General features: G+C 73.6%; 14 protein-coding genes. 7 read left to right on the forward strand and 7 right to left on the reverse strand.

The genetic code is table 11. The features are described 5' to 3' along the window. The first annotated feature begins 172 nt into the window (after positions 1–172). Positions 173–1,513 carry a hypothetical protein gene (locus tag MXD60_RS03555; RefSeq protein WP_248817488.1) on the forward strand — a complete coding sequence of 447 codons (1,341 nt, stop codon included), beginning with the start codon at positions 173–175 and terminating at the stop codon, positions 1,511–1,513. A gap of 77 nt (positions 1,514–1,590) precedes the next feature. Here MXD60_RS03555 and MXD60_RS03560 read toward each other — a convergent pair whose 3' ends face one another. The 3 genes from MXD60_RS03560 to MXD60_RS03570 all read right to left on the reverse strand — a co-directional run bounded on the left by MXD60_RS03560 (position 1,591) and on the right by MXD60_RS03570 (position 3,378). Beyond that, positions 1,591–1,782, reverse strand: a complete 192-nt coding sequence (locus tag MXD60_RS03560; protein ID WP_248817489.1) for a hypothetical protein — start codon at positions 1,780–1,782, stop codon at positions 1,591–1,593. Positions 1,783–1,816: 34 nt separating this feature from the next. After that, on the reverse strand, positions 1,817–2,014 hold the full coding sequence (locus tag MXD60_RS03565) for a hypothetical protein (RefSeq protein WP_248817490.1): 198 nt from the start codon (positions 2,012–2,014) through the stop codon (positions 1,817–1,819). A 122-nt stretch (positions 2,015–2,136) separates the two neighbouring features. Beyond that, positions 2,137–3,378, reverse strand: coding sequence for an ABC transporter substrate-binding protein (locus tag MXD60_RS03570; RefSeq protein ID WP_248817491.1), 1,242 nt, complete (start codon positions 3,376–3,378; stop codon positions 2,137–2,139). A gap of 381 nt (positions 3,379–3,759) precedes the next feature. On the opposite strand from MXD60_RS03570, the gene MXD60_RS03575 reads away from it, so the two are divergent. Further along, positions 3,760–4,251, forward strand: a complete 492-nt coding sequence (locus tag MXD60_RS03575; RefSeq protein WP_248817492.1) for an NUDIX domain-containing protein — start codon at positions 3,760–3,762, stop codon at positions 4,249–4,251. A 45-nt stretch (positions 4,252–4,296) separates the two neighbouring features. Continuing rightward, a complete protein-coding gene (locus MXD60_RS03580; protein ID WP_248817493.1) occupies positions 4,297–4,797 on the forward strand; it encodes a DUF1707 SHOCT-like domain-containing protein in 501 nt (166 codons plus the stop codon). Positions 4,798–4,803: 6 nt separating this feature from the next. Here MXD60_RS03580 and MXD60_RS03585 read toward each other — a convergent pair whose 3' ends face one another. From MXD60_RS03585 to MXD60_RS03600, 4 genes are all read right to left on the reverse strand, one after another. After that, complete coding sequence (locus MXD60_RS03585) at positions 4,804–5,346, reverse strand: GNAT family N-acetyltransferase (protein ID WP_248817494.1); 543 nt, start codon at positions 5,344–5,346, stop codon at positions 4,804–4,806. A 55-nt stretch (positions 5,347–5,401) separates the two neighbouring features. Beyond that, positions 5,402–6,004 carry a flavodoxin domain-containing protein gene (locus MXD60_RS03590; protein ID WP_248817495.1) on the reverse strand — a complete coding sequence of 201 codons (603 nt, stop codon included), beginning with the start codon at positions 6,002–6,004 and terminating at the stop codon, positions 5,402–5,404. 216 nt (positions 6,005–6,220) lie between these two features. After that, positions 6,221–7,078 (reverse strand): formate dehydrogenase accessory sulfurtransferase FdhD, encoded by an 858-nt coding sequence (gene fdhD / locus MXD60_RS03595; RefSeq protein ID WP_248817496.1) that lies wholly within the window; start codon positions 7,076–7,078, stop codon positions 6,221–6,223. Next, positions 7,078–9,381, reverse strand: coding sequence for an FdhF/YdeP family oxidoreductase (locus MXD60_RS03600; protein ID WP_248817508.1), 2,304 nt, complete (start codon positions 9,379–9,381; stop codon positions 7,078–7,080). The genes fdhD and MXD60_RS03600 overlap by 1 nt, the downstream gene beginning before the upstream one ends. A gap of 737 nt (positions 9,382–10,118) precedes the next feature. Here MXD60_RS03600 and MXD60_RS03605 point away from each other — a divergent pair. From MXD60_RS03605 to MXD60_RS03620, 4 genes are all read left to right on the forward strand, one after another. Further along, entirely contained in the window at positions 10,119–11,066 is a 948-nt protein-coding gene (locus MXD60_RS03605) for an amidohydrolase family protein (protein ID WP_518467277.1), read from the forward strand. Between the two features lie 99 nt (positions 11,067–11,165). Further along, positions 11,166–12,104, forward strand: coding sequence for an aldose 1-epimerase family protein (locus tag MXD60_RS03610; protein WP_248817498.1), 939 nt, complete (start codon positions 11,166–11,168; stop codon positions 12,102–12,104). A 578-nt stretch (positions 12,105–12,682) separates the two neighbouring features. After that, positions 12,683–13,822, forward strand: a complete 1,140-nt coding sequence (locus tag MXD60_RS03615; protein WP_248817499.1) for an ABC transporter substrate-binding protein — start codon at positions 12,683–12,685, stop codon at positions 13,820–13,822. A 47-nt stretch (positions 13,823–13,869) separates the two neighbouring features. Next, complete coding sequence (locus MXD60_RS03620) at positions 13,870–14,898, forward strand: LLM class flavin-dependent oxidoreductase (protein WP_248817500.1); 1,029 nt, start codon at positions 13,870–13,872, stop codon at positions 14,896–14,898. The last annotated feature ends 109 nt before the right edge of the window (positions 14,899–15,007 follow it).

Raw genomic sequence — 15,007 nt, forward strand, 5'->3', positions numbered from 1 at the left:
ACGGGAGGTGCTCTGGCGGCCCCCCGACACACCCAGACTCGTTGACGAGTGAATCATCCGGGGATCCGGCCCGTCCCACGGGATGTTCCACCGCGTTGCGGAAATCGGCAGCAGCGCGGGCGCGCAGGCCGCAGACTGGGGCCAACTCTGGTCAACGGTTACGGGGGTGCCGATGACACTGCCGCGGCTGTCCCACCTCGGCACCGCCGCCCAGCTGCTCACAGGCGGCCTGCGGCGCGGGGCCGCCGGGCCGCTGCCCGCGCCGGCCCACCCCCCGCGCGCCGACCGGGCCCGGCATCTCGTCCGCCACCTCGCCGGCGTCGGTGTGGCCACGGCCGGCGTCGGTCCGATCGAGGGCAGTGCGGTCTGCTCGGCGCCGTCGGCGCCGGTGGTGGCCCGCCGGTTCGCCCGTGCCGCCTGGACGCTGTATCCGGACGGGCGGTTGTTGTTCGCGCCGGCGCCGGGCCATGGTGCCCGGGCGGTGTTTCCGCTGCCCGGCAGGTACGAGTCGCGCGGCGAGGGTTGGCTGGTGCGGGCCGAGCGGACCCTCGGACCGGGTGTCGGCGTGTCCGTGCGGGGGCTGATCGAGCCGGGCGCGGGGTGGCGGTTCCAGGGCCGCTATGACAGCCGAGGGGCCGGGCAACCGGTGTCGCTCCCTGTCACGGTGGGCCTCGCGGACCCGCGGTCGCAGCCGGATCTGCTCGGCGTGAGCCTTTTCGCCGGAGTGCCCGTGCCGCTCGTCTTCCAGGTCGTGCTGACCGGCACGATCGGGGCCACCGCCTTCGGGCCGCTGCCGGCCGAGCTCGCCGTCGTCGACGCGGCGCCCGGCAGCGCGGAACCCGTCGAGATCACGCTCGCGGCCCCCGCGGGCCATCTCGATCCGCACCGGGTCGACGTCGAGGCCGGTGTCCCGCTCGGCACGGGCGCGGTCGGCGAGGTGGTGTGGCTGCCGCGACCGCCGGTCCCGGCCGATGCCCGGGCGGCGCGGCGCCGCCTGGTCCTGGCCGGCGCGACGCTCGATCTTCGCCTCGACGGCGGTGACGAGGCCAGTCTCGGGGTCACCGTCAACGTCCCCGCCCCCTTCCTCGGGGCGATGCCGACCCCGGTGCGCGACGCCAGACTGGTGCTGCGGTTCCGGCCCGGCGCCGGCGGGTGGCGGGTCGACGGCCGGCTGAGCGCCCGGACCCTGGCCATGGCGGGCGGGCTCGCCGTCGGCTGCGACGCCGTCCTGCACGGCACGGCACGGCACCGCACTCTCGACGACCCCATGCCCACGCCAGCGGCGCCGTCGCGTGCCGGCGCGCCGACCGGTTCCGGCGGACGGGCCGCCGCGTCGGCCGGCGGTGGCGCCGGGCCCGCGGCCGGCCTCGTGCCCGGCCCCGGTGGCGCCTGGTCGGGCGGCGGGTTCGCCGGACCCGCCTGGCCGGGCGGTGGCTGGGGCATCGCGGGGCAACGCCTGCCGGCCCACCAGGGCCGAGATCGACGGCAGGGCTCCCCGCCCTCGCCCTCCTGACGCCTGGCGGTGGACGGACAGACCCTCGGCTCCTGGGTCGTCAGCCGAGCCGGGCGAGGATCGGCGGGGCCTCGCCGTCAGGTGGCCCACGGTGACCCGACCGGCCAGGCCGGAGCGTTCGACCAGCGGCAGGACGAGGTCGAGGTGGCGGCGTGGGTCGTCGTCGGCGTACGGGCAGCCGTCGTCGAGGGCGCGTTCGAGTCGCGCCGCGTGGCCCGCAGCCGGGGACTGGCCGCCGCCCACAGTCCGAACGCCGCGTCGAGGTACACCCAGCCACCGTGGGCGTGGGCGACGGGGTGCGGATCAGCCAGCCGGCGACGGGGTGCGGATCAGCCAGCCGGCGACGGCCTCCTCGACCCCGGCGGCGGGTAGGTCGCCGCCGAGCAGCGCACGCAGCCGCTGCGCCGTCGCCTCCACGGCGACCGGGCCCCACGCGGTGCGGTGAAGATAGTCGACGGCGTAGCTGGCGACCGCGCCCGGAAGTTCGGCCGGACAATCCATTGCGTGCCCCGATGTGCGGCCCGGAAGGCACATTGGCCTGCCGGGTGTCCACCGACGCGGGAAACGTCGCAGGTTGTTCGCCTGATTACGCCGTGCTCATCGGCGGCCGGCACACCGCGCGTTCAGGCGCTCAGCGGGTGGCCGCAGAGATTTGGTTCGGTCACGACGAAGGCGTTGCCCGCCGCGTTGGCCTGGACGTAGGACGAGCACACGAGTGGACTCGCCGATCCGGGCCGGAAGCTGATCGGGCTGATCAGGCCGTTCGCGTCATAGCTGTTCACCGCGCGCAGCGCGTCGACGAACCCCGCGCGGGTCGGACACGAGCTGGCGAGGTCCAGGCCGCGCAGGAAGATGTCGGTGCTGATGTACGACGCCACGGCGATGTCCTGCTCGGGCTGGGTGATCTGCGGGGCGAACCGGCGCATCGCGGCGACGTAGGCGTCGACGCCCGGTCCACCGAGCTCGAACGGCCGGTAGTAGACCGGGATGCTGATCCCCGCCATCCGGGTGCCGTACGTCGCGAGCAGCGTGTGGTTGTAGCCGGTGGCGGACAGCACGACCTTGGGCTGGTGGTTGCCATCGCGCAGCGCACTGACGATGGCGATGAGGTCGCGGGGGTCGAGCACGCCGATGACGGTGTCGGCATGGGTGGCGGCGATGCGCCGGGCGAGCTCCGTCGGATCGTCCGCGCCGGAGGCGAAGGTGAAGGTGGCCGCCGTCGTCACCCCGGCCGCGGTGAGGCTGCGGGCGTAGTAGTCGGCGGTGGTCGAGGTCGCCGACGAGAGCGCCGTCGTGATGATCACCGCGCGGTGCCCGCCCTCGCCGAGCACGAACCGGCCCGGCATGTCCACGGCCTCGCCGGCGACCGCGGTGGCGGCGAACATGGTGGGCGCGCTGGACCAGGCCTGGTCCAGCGCCGTGCCGGTGACCGGGATGGCCCGCTGGGTCACGTAGGCGACGCTGCCGCCGGCCGCCACCGTCGGTTCGATCAGGCCGAAGACCTGCCGCTGTTCGACCAGGTCGCGGGCGGCGATGCCGTTGACCTCGGCGGAGCCCTGGTCGTCCCGCCACTGGTAGGTGACGCGCCGGCCGTGGACGCCCCCGGCCGCGTTCGCCGCGCCCAGGCGGGCGTCGATGCCGGCCCGGGCCGCCTCGGACTGGCTCGACGCCGGTCCGGAGGCGGGGATCAGCACGCCGAGGTCGATCTGGTGGTCCGTGACGCCCGGCGTTCCGCAGGGCGCGGCCGACACCTGGTCGGCGGACGAGCAGCCGGCGAGCGACGCGCTGAGCACCGCGACGCTGAGCACCACCGCGGCGGCGGCTGCCCCGCCCCACGACGCACGGCGCCCGCGCGGGACAGGCACACGACCTCGCACGGACACGCGACCTCGAGAGAACACATCTTCCCCTGGGCGAACGGTGACGGTATATGGGCAGCACCGACGAGTAGTCCGGCAAATGGGTGGCTTTCCACTGAAGGCACCGAAAGCCCGCGGCGCCCGAGAAACAGTACCAAGCCTTTTCCGAGAACCAAACACCTGTTGCCGCGCTCACATACTCTGGAGTGCCGTTCACTTCGGATTACCGGTGCATTCATCCGGGGGCCATCCGCCGATCCGCCGCACGCCGGCCGGCGCGAGGAAGCTGATTATTAGAGCATTTCCGGAGCGGGTCGTTAACATTTTCGCGATGACCGTGACGACCGCAACAGCCCGGCGTCGGCGCTATGCCGGAGGATGGCCAGCATGAGCGCGGAGCACAGGACGCTGGTCGACGTGTTGATGCTGGTCCTGCGACACGACCAGCTCCTGTTGACGATGCGGGCGGGCGAGGTCTACGGCAGCGGCTGGTGGGCGCTGCCCAGCGGACGGCTGGAGGCCGGCGAGGACGTCGTCGCCGCGGCCGTCCGCGAGCTCGACGAGGAGCTCGGCATCGCCGTGGACGACGACGACGTCACGTTCGTCGGGGTCACCCACGCCCTGCCGCCGGGCCGCCCGGCGCGGATCGGGTTCGGCTTCGCGCTCACCCGCTGGCACGGCGAGCCGAGCATCCGCGAGCCCGACCGCTGCTCGGCGCTGACCTGGTGTTCCCCCGACGACCTGCCGGCCCGCACCCTGCCGTACACCAGGGAGATCGTCCGGCTGTACCACGCGGGTGTGGCATTCTCCCGCTTCGGCTGGCGCGAGCCGGTCGCCGATGCGTCCGTCGACGGTTCACCGCCCGGCCATCCGGCATAACGTGGAGGGACTGTTGGTGTGACGGCCTCCAGCGCGGGAGCGGCGATGACGGATGAACCGGCGGGCCACGACATGGCCAAGGCGAACACCGGAGAGCCCACGGACCCGGGCGGCGCGGCGCTCGGCGGGTTGCGGGCGAGCGACGCGGACCGCACCCGGGCCGCCGACTGGGTGGCCTGGGCGGCCGGCGACGGCCAGCTCACGCTTGCGGAGGCCGAGGATCGCCTCGCCCGCGCCTACGCGACCCGCACGGTCGACGAGCTCGCCCCGCTCACCGCGGACCTGCAGCCGCGGCCGGCGCCGCCGGCGCCGCGTGCCACCGTGCCCGAACGCCTGCGCGCCATCGACCCGGCGGCGCTGCGCACCGCGATCGGCCTCACGCTGCTGGTCGCGCTCGCCGTCGTGATCAGCGGCTTCAGTGTCTGGACGCTGTGGCCGGCGCTGTTCTTCGGCGTCGGAGCGGTGAAGCGCGGCCATCACCGGCACCACCGCGACTCCGGCCGCGGGCATGCCCACCACGGTCCGCGGGAACGCCGGCGGGACTGAGGCCGCCTACCCCACCGCCGGGCCGGGCGTGATCGGTAGCTCGTCGCGCAGCAGGTCCATGAGCAGCCCGTCGTGCGGCGTGCCGGCGGGGCCGATCTCGTACTGCCGCAGGACTCCGACGCGGCGAAAGCCCACCTTCTCGTAGCAGCGGATCGCCCGGCAGTTGTCGGCGGCGGGGTCGATGGTGAGCCGGTGGTGCCCGCGCGGGCCGACGAGAAAGCGGGCCAACAGCAGGATCGCGGTGGTGCCGACTCCGCGGTCCTGGAACCGGCCGCCGAGGAAGACGTCGATGCCGGCGTGCCGGTAGCGCGGGTCGTTCTCCTCGCTGTACTGGATGCCGCCGGCCACCTCGCCGGCGACCGTCACCACCAGCAGCACCGTTCCCGTGTCACCGAGCAGGTCGCCGCGGATCTCGGCCACCGGCGGTGGCTGCCCCCACCAGCGGACCACCGACGGCTCGGCCAGGATCGCCCGCAGCCGCGCGACGTCGTCGTCCACCCCCGGCCGCACAGCGACCTCGCCAGCCACGAGCACCGGACGCAGCTCCACGACCGCCCTCCCGCCAGGCCACCCTCCGGGGTGATCGACTATAGCCGCGGGCGCCTCACCCGGTGACCTGGGCCGGGCCCCGACGCGGGGAGGTGCTCGCCGCCGTGTCGCCGCCGGGCTCGGGTGCGACCAGGCGCAGCCGGCCCGCGGACCGATCCCCGCCGGCCGCGGCGGCGCCGGAACCCCAGGCCGGCACGGCCCGCAGGACCCGCGGCGGAGCGGCGGCGACAACGGCGTCGACGAACGGCGGGAGATGCGCCGGCCGACGCCGGCCCGCCAGCGGCGCCGGGCCACCCTCGAAGGTGACCGCGGCGCGGGCGCCCACCAGCTCGGCGAGCTCGGCGAGCTGCGCGGCGGGCATCAGGGGGTGGGCGAGCGCGGCGGCGTCGAGGCCCGGTTCGCCGGCGACCAGCCACACCGGCAGTCGGCGCAACGTCTCCCGCCGCCGCTGCACCAGCCGGCGCGCGTCACGCGCCCACCGGCCGGCCCGCAGCGCCGCGGCGATGATCACCGTGTCGTACCCGGCCAGTCCGGCCACCCGGCCCGCGGGCAACACCTCGGTCTCCAGCCCGCGCGAACTCAGCTCCGCGCCGATCATCACCGCCAGATCCGCCGCTCCCCCGAATCCGGTCCCGTGCACCACCAGAGCCTGCGTCATCGCGTCCTCCAACGCCTCGCCGTTCGGGACCCCTCGCCGTTCGGGTCACCCTGGCGTGGACAACACACAACCGTCGCACGCCCGAAACCAAGTGGACATCCGTGGCGCGGCCCACACCATCCGTCGAACGTCGATACGCACCAGGCCATCCGGACTCGCCCGGACAGGCTCGGTCGGCACCGCACCCACCGACCCGGACGGCCCGGCGCGCCCGGGTCAGCCGCCGGCGCCGGGAAGCGCGGTGACCCGGTGGGCGCCGGCGTAGAGGTTCAACGTGTCGCCACGGACGAAGCCGGCGAGCGTCATCCCCGCCTCCTGCGCGAGGTCGACCGCGAGGGTCGACGGCGCGGACACCGCGGCGAGCATCGGTATCCCGGCCATCAGTGCCTTCTGCACGAGTTCGAACGACGCCCGGCCGCTGACCACGAGAATCCGCCCGGCCAGCGGCAGCCGAGCGGCCCGCGCCGCCGCGCCGATCACCTTGTCGACGGCGTTGTGCCGGCCGACGTCCTCCCGCACCGCCCCCAGCTCGCCGTCCGGGCCGGCGAGCGCCGCCGCGTGCAGCCCGCCGGTGGTGGCGAACAACCGCTGGGCCGCCCGCAGGCTCTCGGGCAGCGCGCACACCACGGCGGGCGCGACCCGCAGCGGATCGTCGTCGACCCGGAATCGGCTGCGCAGCCGCACCGCGTCGATACTCGCCTTCCCGCACAGTCCGCACGAACTGGTCGTGTAGAAGGCGCGGGCGTCCTGCGCCGTGGGCGCCGGGACGCCGGCGGCGAGCGTCACGTCGAGCACGTTGTAGGTGAGGCGGCCGTCGTCGTCGAGCGCGCCGTCGCGGCCCACGCAGTAGCGCATCGCCGCCACGTCCGCGCCGGAGGCGATCAGGCCCTCACCGAGCAGGAAACCCATCGCGAGATCCATGTCGTGGCCCGGAGTACGCATCGTCACCGCCAGCGGACGCCCGCCGACGCGGATCTCCAGCGGCTCCTCCCCCGCCACCGTGTCAGGACGCACCGCCGTCACCACCCCGGCGCGCACCCGGGTGACCGGGCGCCGGGCGCTGGCCCGACCCATCAGCCGTTCCCGGCGGGCGGCCCCGGTGCCGCCGGCTCCAGCCGGACGACCAGCGACTTCGACGTCGGCGTGTTGCTGCCCACCGCCGTCGAGTCCAGCGGGACGAGCACGTTCGTCTCCGGAAAGTAGGCGGCGGCGCAGCCGCGGGCGGTCGGGAACGCCACCGCGCGGAAGCTCTGCGCCCGCCGGGTCGTCCCGTCCGTCCACACACTGACCAGGTCGACGTGCGTCCCGTCGGCGATGGCCCGCTCGGCGAGGTCGTCGGGGTGGACGAACACCACCCGCCGCCCGCCGCGCACCCCGCGGTAACGGTCGTCGAGGCCGTAGATCGTGGTGTTGTACTGGTCGTGGCTGCGCATGGTCTGTAGCAGCAGGTGGCCCGGCGGCACCCGCGGGACGTCGCAGTCGTTCACCGTGAACGCCGCCCGGCCGCTGGCCGTCGGGAAGGTGCGGGTGTCGCGCGGCGGATGCGGGAGCTGGAACCCGCCCGGCTCGGCGAGGCGGGCCTCGAAGTCGCCGAAACCGGGCACGACCCGGGAGATGTGCCCGCGGATGCGCCGGTAGTCGGCGGCGAGCCCGGCCCAGTCCACCCGCGCCAGCGCGCTGTCGGCACCCCCGGGTGCCGCTGCCCCCAGGGTCGCCGCGGCGATGCCGCAGACGATCGCCACCTCGGAGCGCAGTGCCGCCCCGGCCGGCGCCAGCGTCCCGCGGGAGGCGTGCACCATGCCCATCGAGTCCTCGACGGTGACCTGCTGCGGCCCACCGGCCTGGTCGTCGACCTCGGTGCGGCCGAGCGTCGGCAGGATCAGCGCCGCCTCGCCGGTCACCGCGTGCGACCGGTTGAGGGTCGTCGACACCTGCACGGTCAGCGTGCAGGCGCGCATCGCCGCCTCGGTCACCGCCGAGTCGGGGCTCGCGGCGACGAAGTTCCCGCCCATCCCGACGAAGACCTTCACCCGCCCGTCGCGCATCGCCCGGATCGTGTCGACGACGTCATGGCCTCCCCGGCGCGGCGGATCGAAGCCGAACTCGGCGCCGAGGGCGTCCAGGAACGCCGTGGTCGGCCGCTCCCAGATCCCCATCGTCCGGTCCCCCTGGACGTTCGAGTGCCCGCGCACCGGGCACACCCCGGCGCCCGGCCGGCCGATGTTGCCGCGCATCAGCAGGACGTTGACGACCTCCTGGATCGTCGCGACGGCGCCCGCGTGCTGGGTCAGGCCCATCGCCCAGCACACGACGACCCGCTCGGCGGCGAGCATCCGCCCGGCCAGCTCGTCGATCTCCGCCGCCGCCAGACCGGAGACGGCGGAGATCTCCTCGTCGCTGAGACAAGTCCGCACGTGCTTGGCGAACGCGTCGAAGCCGGTGGTGTGCGCGTCGATGAAGGCGTGGTCGAGGACGGTGCCGGGGGCCGCGTCCTCCGCGTCGAGCAGCCGGCGGGCCAGCCCGCGGAACAGCGCGAGGTCACCACCGAGACGGATCTGCAGGAACTGGTCGGCGAGCGGGGTGCCGCGCCCGACGAGGCCGCGGGCGTTCTGCGGGTTGCGGAACCGCAGCAGGGCAGCCTCCGGCAGCGGGTTCACCGCGACGATGCTGCCGCCGGCGCGCTTGACCCGCTCCAGCGAGCTGAGCATCCGCGGATGGTTCGTGCCGGGGTTCTGCCCCACGACGAGGACCAGGTCGGCGGCCTCCAGGTCGGCGAGGGTCACCGAACCCTTGCCGATCCCGATCGTCGCCGTCAGCGCCGTACCGGACGACTCGTGGCACATGTTCGAGCAGTCCGGCAGGTTGTTCGTGCCGAGCGCGCGGACGAACAGCTGGTAGACGAACGCGGCCTCGTTGCTGGTGCGGCCGGAGGTGTAGAACGCGGCCTCGTCCGGGCTGGCGAGCGCGGTCAGCTCCGCGGCGACGATCCGGAACGCCTCGTCCCAGCCGACCGGGGTGTAGTGCTCGGCGCCGGGGGCCCGGTACATCGGCTCGACGAGCCGGCCCTGGCTGCCCAGCCAGCGCCCGGAGCGCCCGGCGAGGTCGGCCAGCGCGTGCTCGGCGAAGAACTCCCTGCTCACCCGGGCCCGGGTGGCCTCCTCGGCGACCGCCTTCGCGCCGTTCTCGCAGAACTCGGCGACGGAGCGCTCCCCCGGCGGCGGCTCCGGCCAGGCGCAGCCGGGGCAGTCGAAGCCGTGGTCCTGGTTGACGAGGCGCAGCGTGCGCACCGACCGCAGCGGCCCCATCCGTTCCCAGGCCTGGGCCATCGCGTGCCCGACCCCGGGCAGCCCCGCCGCCGACCGGGCCGGCGCCCCGATCCGCGGCTCGGCGCCGTCGGCGCCGTCCCCTCGCTGATCGGAACGCCGCCTTCCGACGCTGCGCTCGTCGACAACGGGCTGGTTCGCACCATCCTGATCCGGGTTGTCACGCACACTGACCACCATCCCCGCGATGGCGGGCAGACACCACCCGCACCGCCGCCGGCCCGGCGGTTCGGGTTCGGGGTTCGGAGGTTCACCCGATCGTCCGTCGCGGTCACGTTCCGGATAGCCCGGCGCCCGCCGTGCACGCGAGCATCACCGGGTATGGACGCGGCCCGGCCACTGCCGAACAAATGCCATAAGACGGACGGGCGTCGCAGAGCATCTCGAAAGCCGCCACCCATGACGGAAATGGCGAGCCGACGTCGGACAGCCGTTTCCTGAACTCCATCTCTCACATCTGCCGACACCTGTCGCCTATCGTCAGCACTGTCGCATCACGACAGTGGATCCGACCCGTCGCATTCCTGCTTCCTGACAACGCGGCCAGCCCGGCGGGAAATGAGGCCGCGCGCCCACCGCCGCGCCCGAAACCATTCTTTGCCGGTTTTCGACAGGGAATGCCAGGGAGCTGTCGGCGGCGCGACGCCCCGACGGAGTCGCGCGGAGAAAGGACAGTCAGTTGTCCATGGCAGACGGGGGACTCGCCGGCGACGGGACGGGCGCCGGGGGCGAGCGCCGCCGCCGCGACGGAGACCGCCGCGGCCGGGGCGCCAGCCGGGCCGGGCGGGCGCATCGACGTCCATCACCACGCGATGCCCGCCGAGGTGCGGGCCTGGCTCGTCCGGCACGGACGGCTGCCACCGGTCGGCGGTCCGCCGTTCGCCACCGGGTCGCTGGCGGCGACCTTGGACCTGATGGATCGCGCCGGCATCGACACCGCCCTGCTGTCCGCGGCGATCCCGAGCGAGTTCGCCCCGACACCGGCGCAGGCCGTCGAGCTCGCCCGGCTCGCCAACGACGGCCTCGCGCAGCTCGTCCGGGACCGGCCGACCCGTTTCGGGCTGCTCGCGAACATCCCCCGGGCCACCCCCGAGATCGCCGTCGCGGAGATCCGTCGCGGCTACGACCAGCTGCACGCCGACGGCGTCCTGCTGATGGCCCACGACGGGCAGACCTATCTCGGCGATCCCACCCTCGCCCCGATGATGGCCGAGCTGAACGCCCGCGACGCGGTCGCGCTGGTGCATCCGTTCAACCTGCCGGGGGCCACCGCGGTGGCGATCCCGTCGTTCGCCGCCGATTTCCTCGCCGACACCACCCGCGCGGCGATGCAACTCGTCGTGAGCGGCTCGCTGGACCGCTATCCGCGCATTCGCTGGATTCTGGCTCATGGCGGTGGCTACTTTCCCTACCAGGCGGCCCGGCTCGTTCTGGGCCGCGGCCTCGGTTATGGCGTCGACGCGGCGACCGTCGAAAGGGCATTGCGTCGTTTCCACGTCGACACCGCGGCCCCGATGTCGCCGTACAGCACCCCGACGTTGCTGGCGACGATCGGCACCGAGCGGATTCTCTACGGCTCGGACTACAACGCCGTACCCGCCGAGACCGCGCTCGCCGGCCGCGACGCGTTTCTCGCCGACCCGGCGCTGACCGCCCAGGCCCGCCACCGGATCGCCCGGGAGAACGCGCTCGCGCTGTTCCCGTCGCTCGCGGCCCGCCTGGGAGCCCCCCACGGGTGATTCCCGGGCCGTCCCGCGGGCGTCGTCGCGAATACTGGGCCGGGGCGCCGGGCCGGTCCCGGCGCCGCTGGTCCCGCGGACTACCCGAGGAGGTCCCCTGTGACGGCACTGGCGCCATCCGGGCGGCAGGCGAAGCTCGTGTACGACGACAGCAGCGTCATCATCACCGAGGTCGGCGGTGGCCTACGGGAGTACCGGGTGGGCGACCGGGCGATCCTCGACGGCTACGACGCCACCGCCATGGCCAGCCGCGGCCGCGGACAGCTGCTGCTGCCATGGCCGAACCGCATCGCCGACGGCCGTTACGCCTTCGGCGGCACCACCCAGCAGCTGCCCCTCAACGAGGTCGCGCTGCGCAACGCCATCCACGGCCTGACCCGCTGGTCGGCCTGGGAGATCGAGCAGTCCGCCCCCGGCGAGCTGCGCGCGTCGTTCGTGCTGCGGGCCCAGAGCGGCTATCCCTTCACCCTCGGGTTCGCCGCCGACTACCGTCTCGACTCGGGCGGCCTCACCGTCACGATCACGGCGACGAACCTGGGTGACCAGCCGGCGCCGGTGGGCTTCGGCGCGCACCCGTACCTGCGGGTCGCCGACGCGGGTGGTGCCCCGGTGCGGGCGGACGACGCGGAACTGACCGTGCCCGCCGCCACCCGGCTCGTCACCGACGAGCGGATGATCCCGACCGGCACGGCCGCCGTCGCCGGCGGCGAGTTCGACTTCCGCGCCGCGCGGCCGATCGGCCCGCTCGTCCTGGACACCTGTTACACCGATCTCGCCGCCGATCCGGACGGCCGGACCCGGGTCCGCCTCGCCGCGCCCGGAGGCAGTTCGGTGACGGTGTGGATGGACGAGGCCTGGCCGTACCTCCAGGTGTTCACCGGTGACACGCTCGGTTCCGACGAGCGGCGGCGCAGCGTCGCCATCGAGCCGCTGACCTGCCCGGCGAACGCGTTCAACAGCGGCGACGGGCTGCGGGTCCTGGCCCCCGCGGAGTCCTTCGCCGGCGCCTGGGGCATCGTGCCCGCCGGCAACGGCTGACCGGGCCGCTGGGGACGGTCCGGTCGCGTCCTCGGGCGCGGCCGGACCAGTCCTGTCCTGGCCGGGCCGGAGAGGGATCACTCGCAGCAGCGGCGGACCAGCCAGCTCCGCACGTTACGGCGGGCACCCCTGCTGACGACTCCCGTGTTACGCGACATCTTCTCGCGACATTCCCGATACCGGCCACGAGAGTGACAGCCCTGCCGCGCAGCGCACCATGCTGCGGTCGATCGGGTCGACGCCAAAATTTTGTCTCATCTGACGTCACAGCCGGAAGAATTTCTTCGGCACTCTCGCGCGGGATCGCTCCCGACCGCGCCACCGGGCGACGTGCGCGACATCGACACCGCCCTCTCGCAACCGAACAACGGTGCAGGACCACTTCCGCAGATCTGTGCCGCCCTCTGCGTGACAGACGTAGATGCGGGGTCTATGGTGCATTCCAGCCGCGTTCGCGGAGTTCGGATGCACCGGAGCATCACCCGGCAGCCCGCGGCTACCTCCATCACGTACACGACGTGTGCATCCATCATTACTTGGTGTTTCTCCGCGAAACACGGCCCGGTCGGGGGATGAACGTGACAGCACGCTCCACGCTGGTGATGCGGCGAACGCTCCCGCACCGGTCAGCCGGCTCATGCCGGTGGCTCGCCCTGGGCGCCGCCGCGGCGATGGCCGCCGTCGTCGCCGGTTGTGGCTCGTCGGGCTCGTCCGGCGCGACCGCCGCCGCACCCACCACCCAGGTGGTGACCAGCATGAGCGGAGAGAAGGTCACCGTCCCGCTGAAGATCGACCGGATCGCGGAGCAGTTCCCGGCCCACACGGTCACCGACCTCATGCTCGGCGTCGGCGACAAGCTGGTCGCCATCCCGCAGAACGTGAAGACGATTCCGTTTCTGCGCAAGGTCTTTCCGGATATCAACAGCCGCCCCGAACTCTTCCGCAACGGCGGCAAGGTGAACATGGAGGAGCTGCTCAGGCTCAGGCCGGACGTGGTGTCCACGATCAGTGGCGGCACCACCCTGACGCCGTTCAAAAAGGCCGGCCTGCCCGCGCTCGACATGGACTTCAACACGTTCCCGGAACTCGTCCCGTCCATTTCGCTCGCCGGCAAGGTGTACGGCGGCGCCGCCGCGGCGAAGGCCCAGGAATACGGCGACTACGTCAACGCCAGGCTGTCGATGGTGCAGTCGCGGCTGGCCAGCCTGCCCCCGGCGCAGAAGCCGAGCGTCGTGCACCTCGCCAGCTACCCCCCGCTCGTCGTGGACGGCGGCACCTCGCTCATCGACGGCTGGATCAAGCTCGCCGGCGGCACCGACTCCGCCAGCGGCGTCAAGGGCACCCACGTCACGGTGTCCATGGAACAGCTCCTGCAGTGGAACCCGGACGTACTGATCGTCGAGACACCGGGCGGCGACCAGGGGCTGGCCGCGAACACCGCGCAGTCGGTCATCGAGAACCTGCAGAGGTCCCCGGGCTGGTCCGGGCTGAAGGCGGTGAAGTCCGGCCGGGTCTACCTCAACCCGCAGGGCCTCTACCCGTGGGACCGCTTCGGGCCCGAGGAGGCGCTGCAGATCCAGTGGGTGGCCAGGACCCTGCACCCTGACCTGTTCAAGGACATCGACATCCGGGCCGAGGCCCGAACCTTCTACCAGAAGTTCTTCGGTTACCAGGTGACCGACGCGGACCTCGACCAGATCCTGCAGGTCTCGAAGTAGTCGACCGGCGAACCCGGAAAGGACCGCGCTCCGGCGCAGTGATGACGATGCTGATGCAGTTCGGCCTGCCCGGTGGGCGCGGCGATCTCGACGGTACCGCTGGCACCTCCGCGGTGGAACTGGCCCGGATCTCCGAGTCCCTCGGCTACGACAGCCTGTGGTTCACCGACGGCCACCTCGACTCCGTCGGCTCCCGGCGGGTGAGCGCCCGGCCGGCGCCGATCCCCCTGGCCACCGCGGTGGCGGCGGTGACCCGGTCGATCTCCCTCGGGTTCACCGCCCTGCACCTACCCCTGCACGACCCGATCCGGCTCGCCGCCGACCTCGCGACCCTCGACCGGCTCTCCGGCGGCCGGGTCATCCTCGGCGTCGGCTGGCCGCTGGCCACCTACGCCCAGGCCTACCGCGGCGACGGCGACGCCACGCCGGACGCACCGGACGCCGACGACCTGCCCGAGGCCCTCGACACGATCGTCGGCTATTGGCGGGGCCGCACCCGCACGGTGGGCGGCGCGCACTACCGGGTGGGCCCGACGCCGGCCCAGCATCCCCATCCCCCGATCGAGGTCGCCGCGCGCACGGACGAATCCGTCGTGTGGGCGGCGAGCCGCGGGTACGCGCTGCTGCTGTCCGCCGTGGCCACGACCGCGTCGGTCGCGGCGAGCGTGCGTCTCTACACCTCCCACGGCGGGCAGGCCGCCGACGTCCGGGTGGAGCGGTTCTGCCTGGTCGCCGAGTCGGACGGGGCCGCCGCGGAGCGGGCCACCCCGATCGTCGTGCGGCTCACCCGCCGACTCGCCGCGCTCGGCGGCGACGAGCACGGCCACCAGACGGTCGGCACCAGCGACCTGGACCCGGGCCGCTTCCAGAACGACACCGCGATCATCGGCGGACCCGCGACGGTCGCCCGCCAGGTGGCGTTGCTACGCGACGAACTCGGCATCCGGCGGGTGAACCTGCGGCCGTCGTTCAGCGGCACCGCGTCCCTGGCGCTGCAGCAGAGCACGGTGCGCATGTTCGCCGGCAAGGTGCGACCGCTGCTGGCCGTGCCGACGATCCACCGGGTCAGCCGATGAGCCTTCCCACCCTGCCGGACCCGATGCCCGTCCCGGACCCGATGCCCGTCCCGGACCCGATGCCCGTCCCGGACCCGATGCCCGTCCCGGACCCGATGCCCGTCCCGGA

The organism is Frankia sp. AgB32, from assembly GCF_023243045.1.
Classification (GTDB): Bacteria; Actinomycetota; Actinomycetes; order Frankiales; family Frankiaceae; genus Frankia.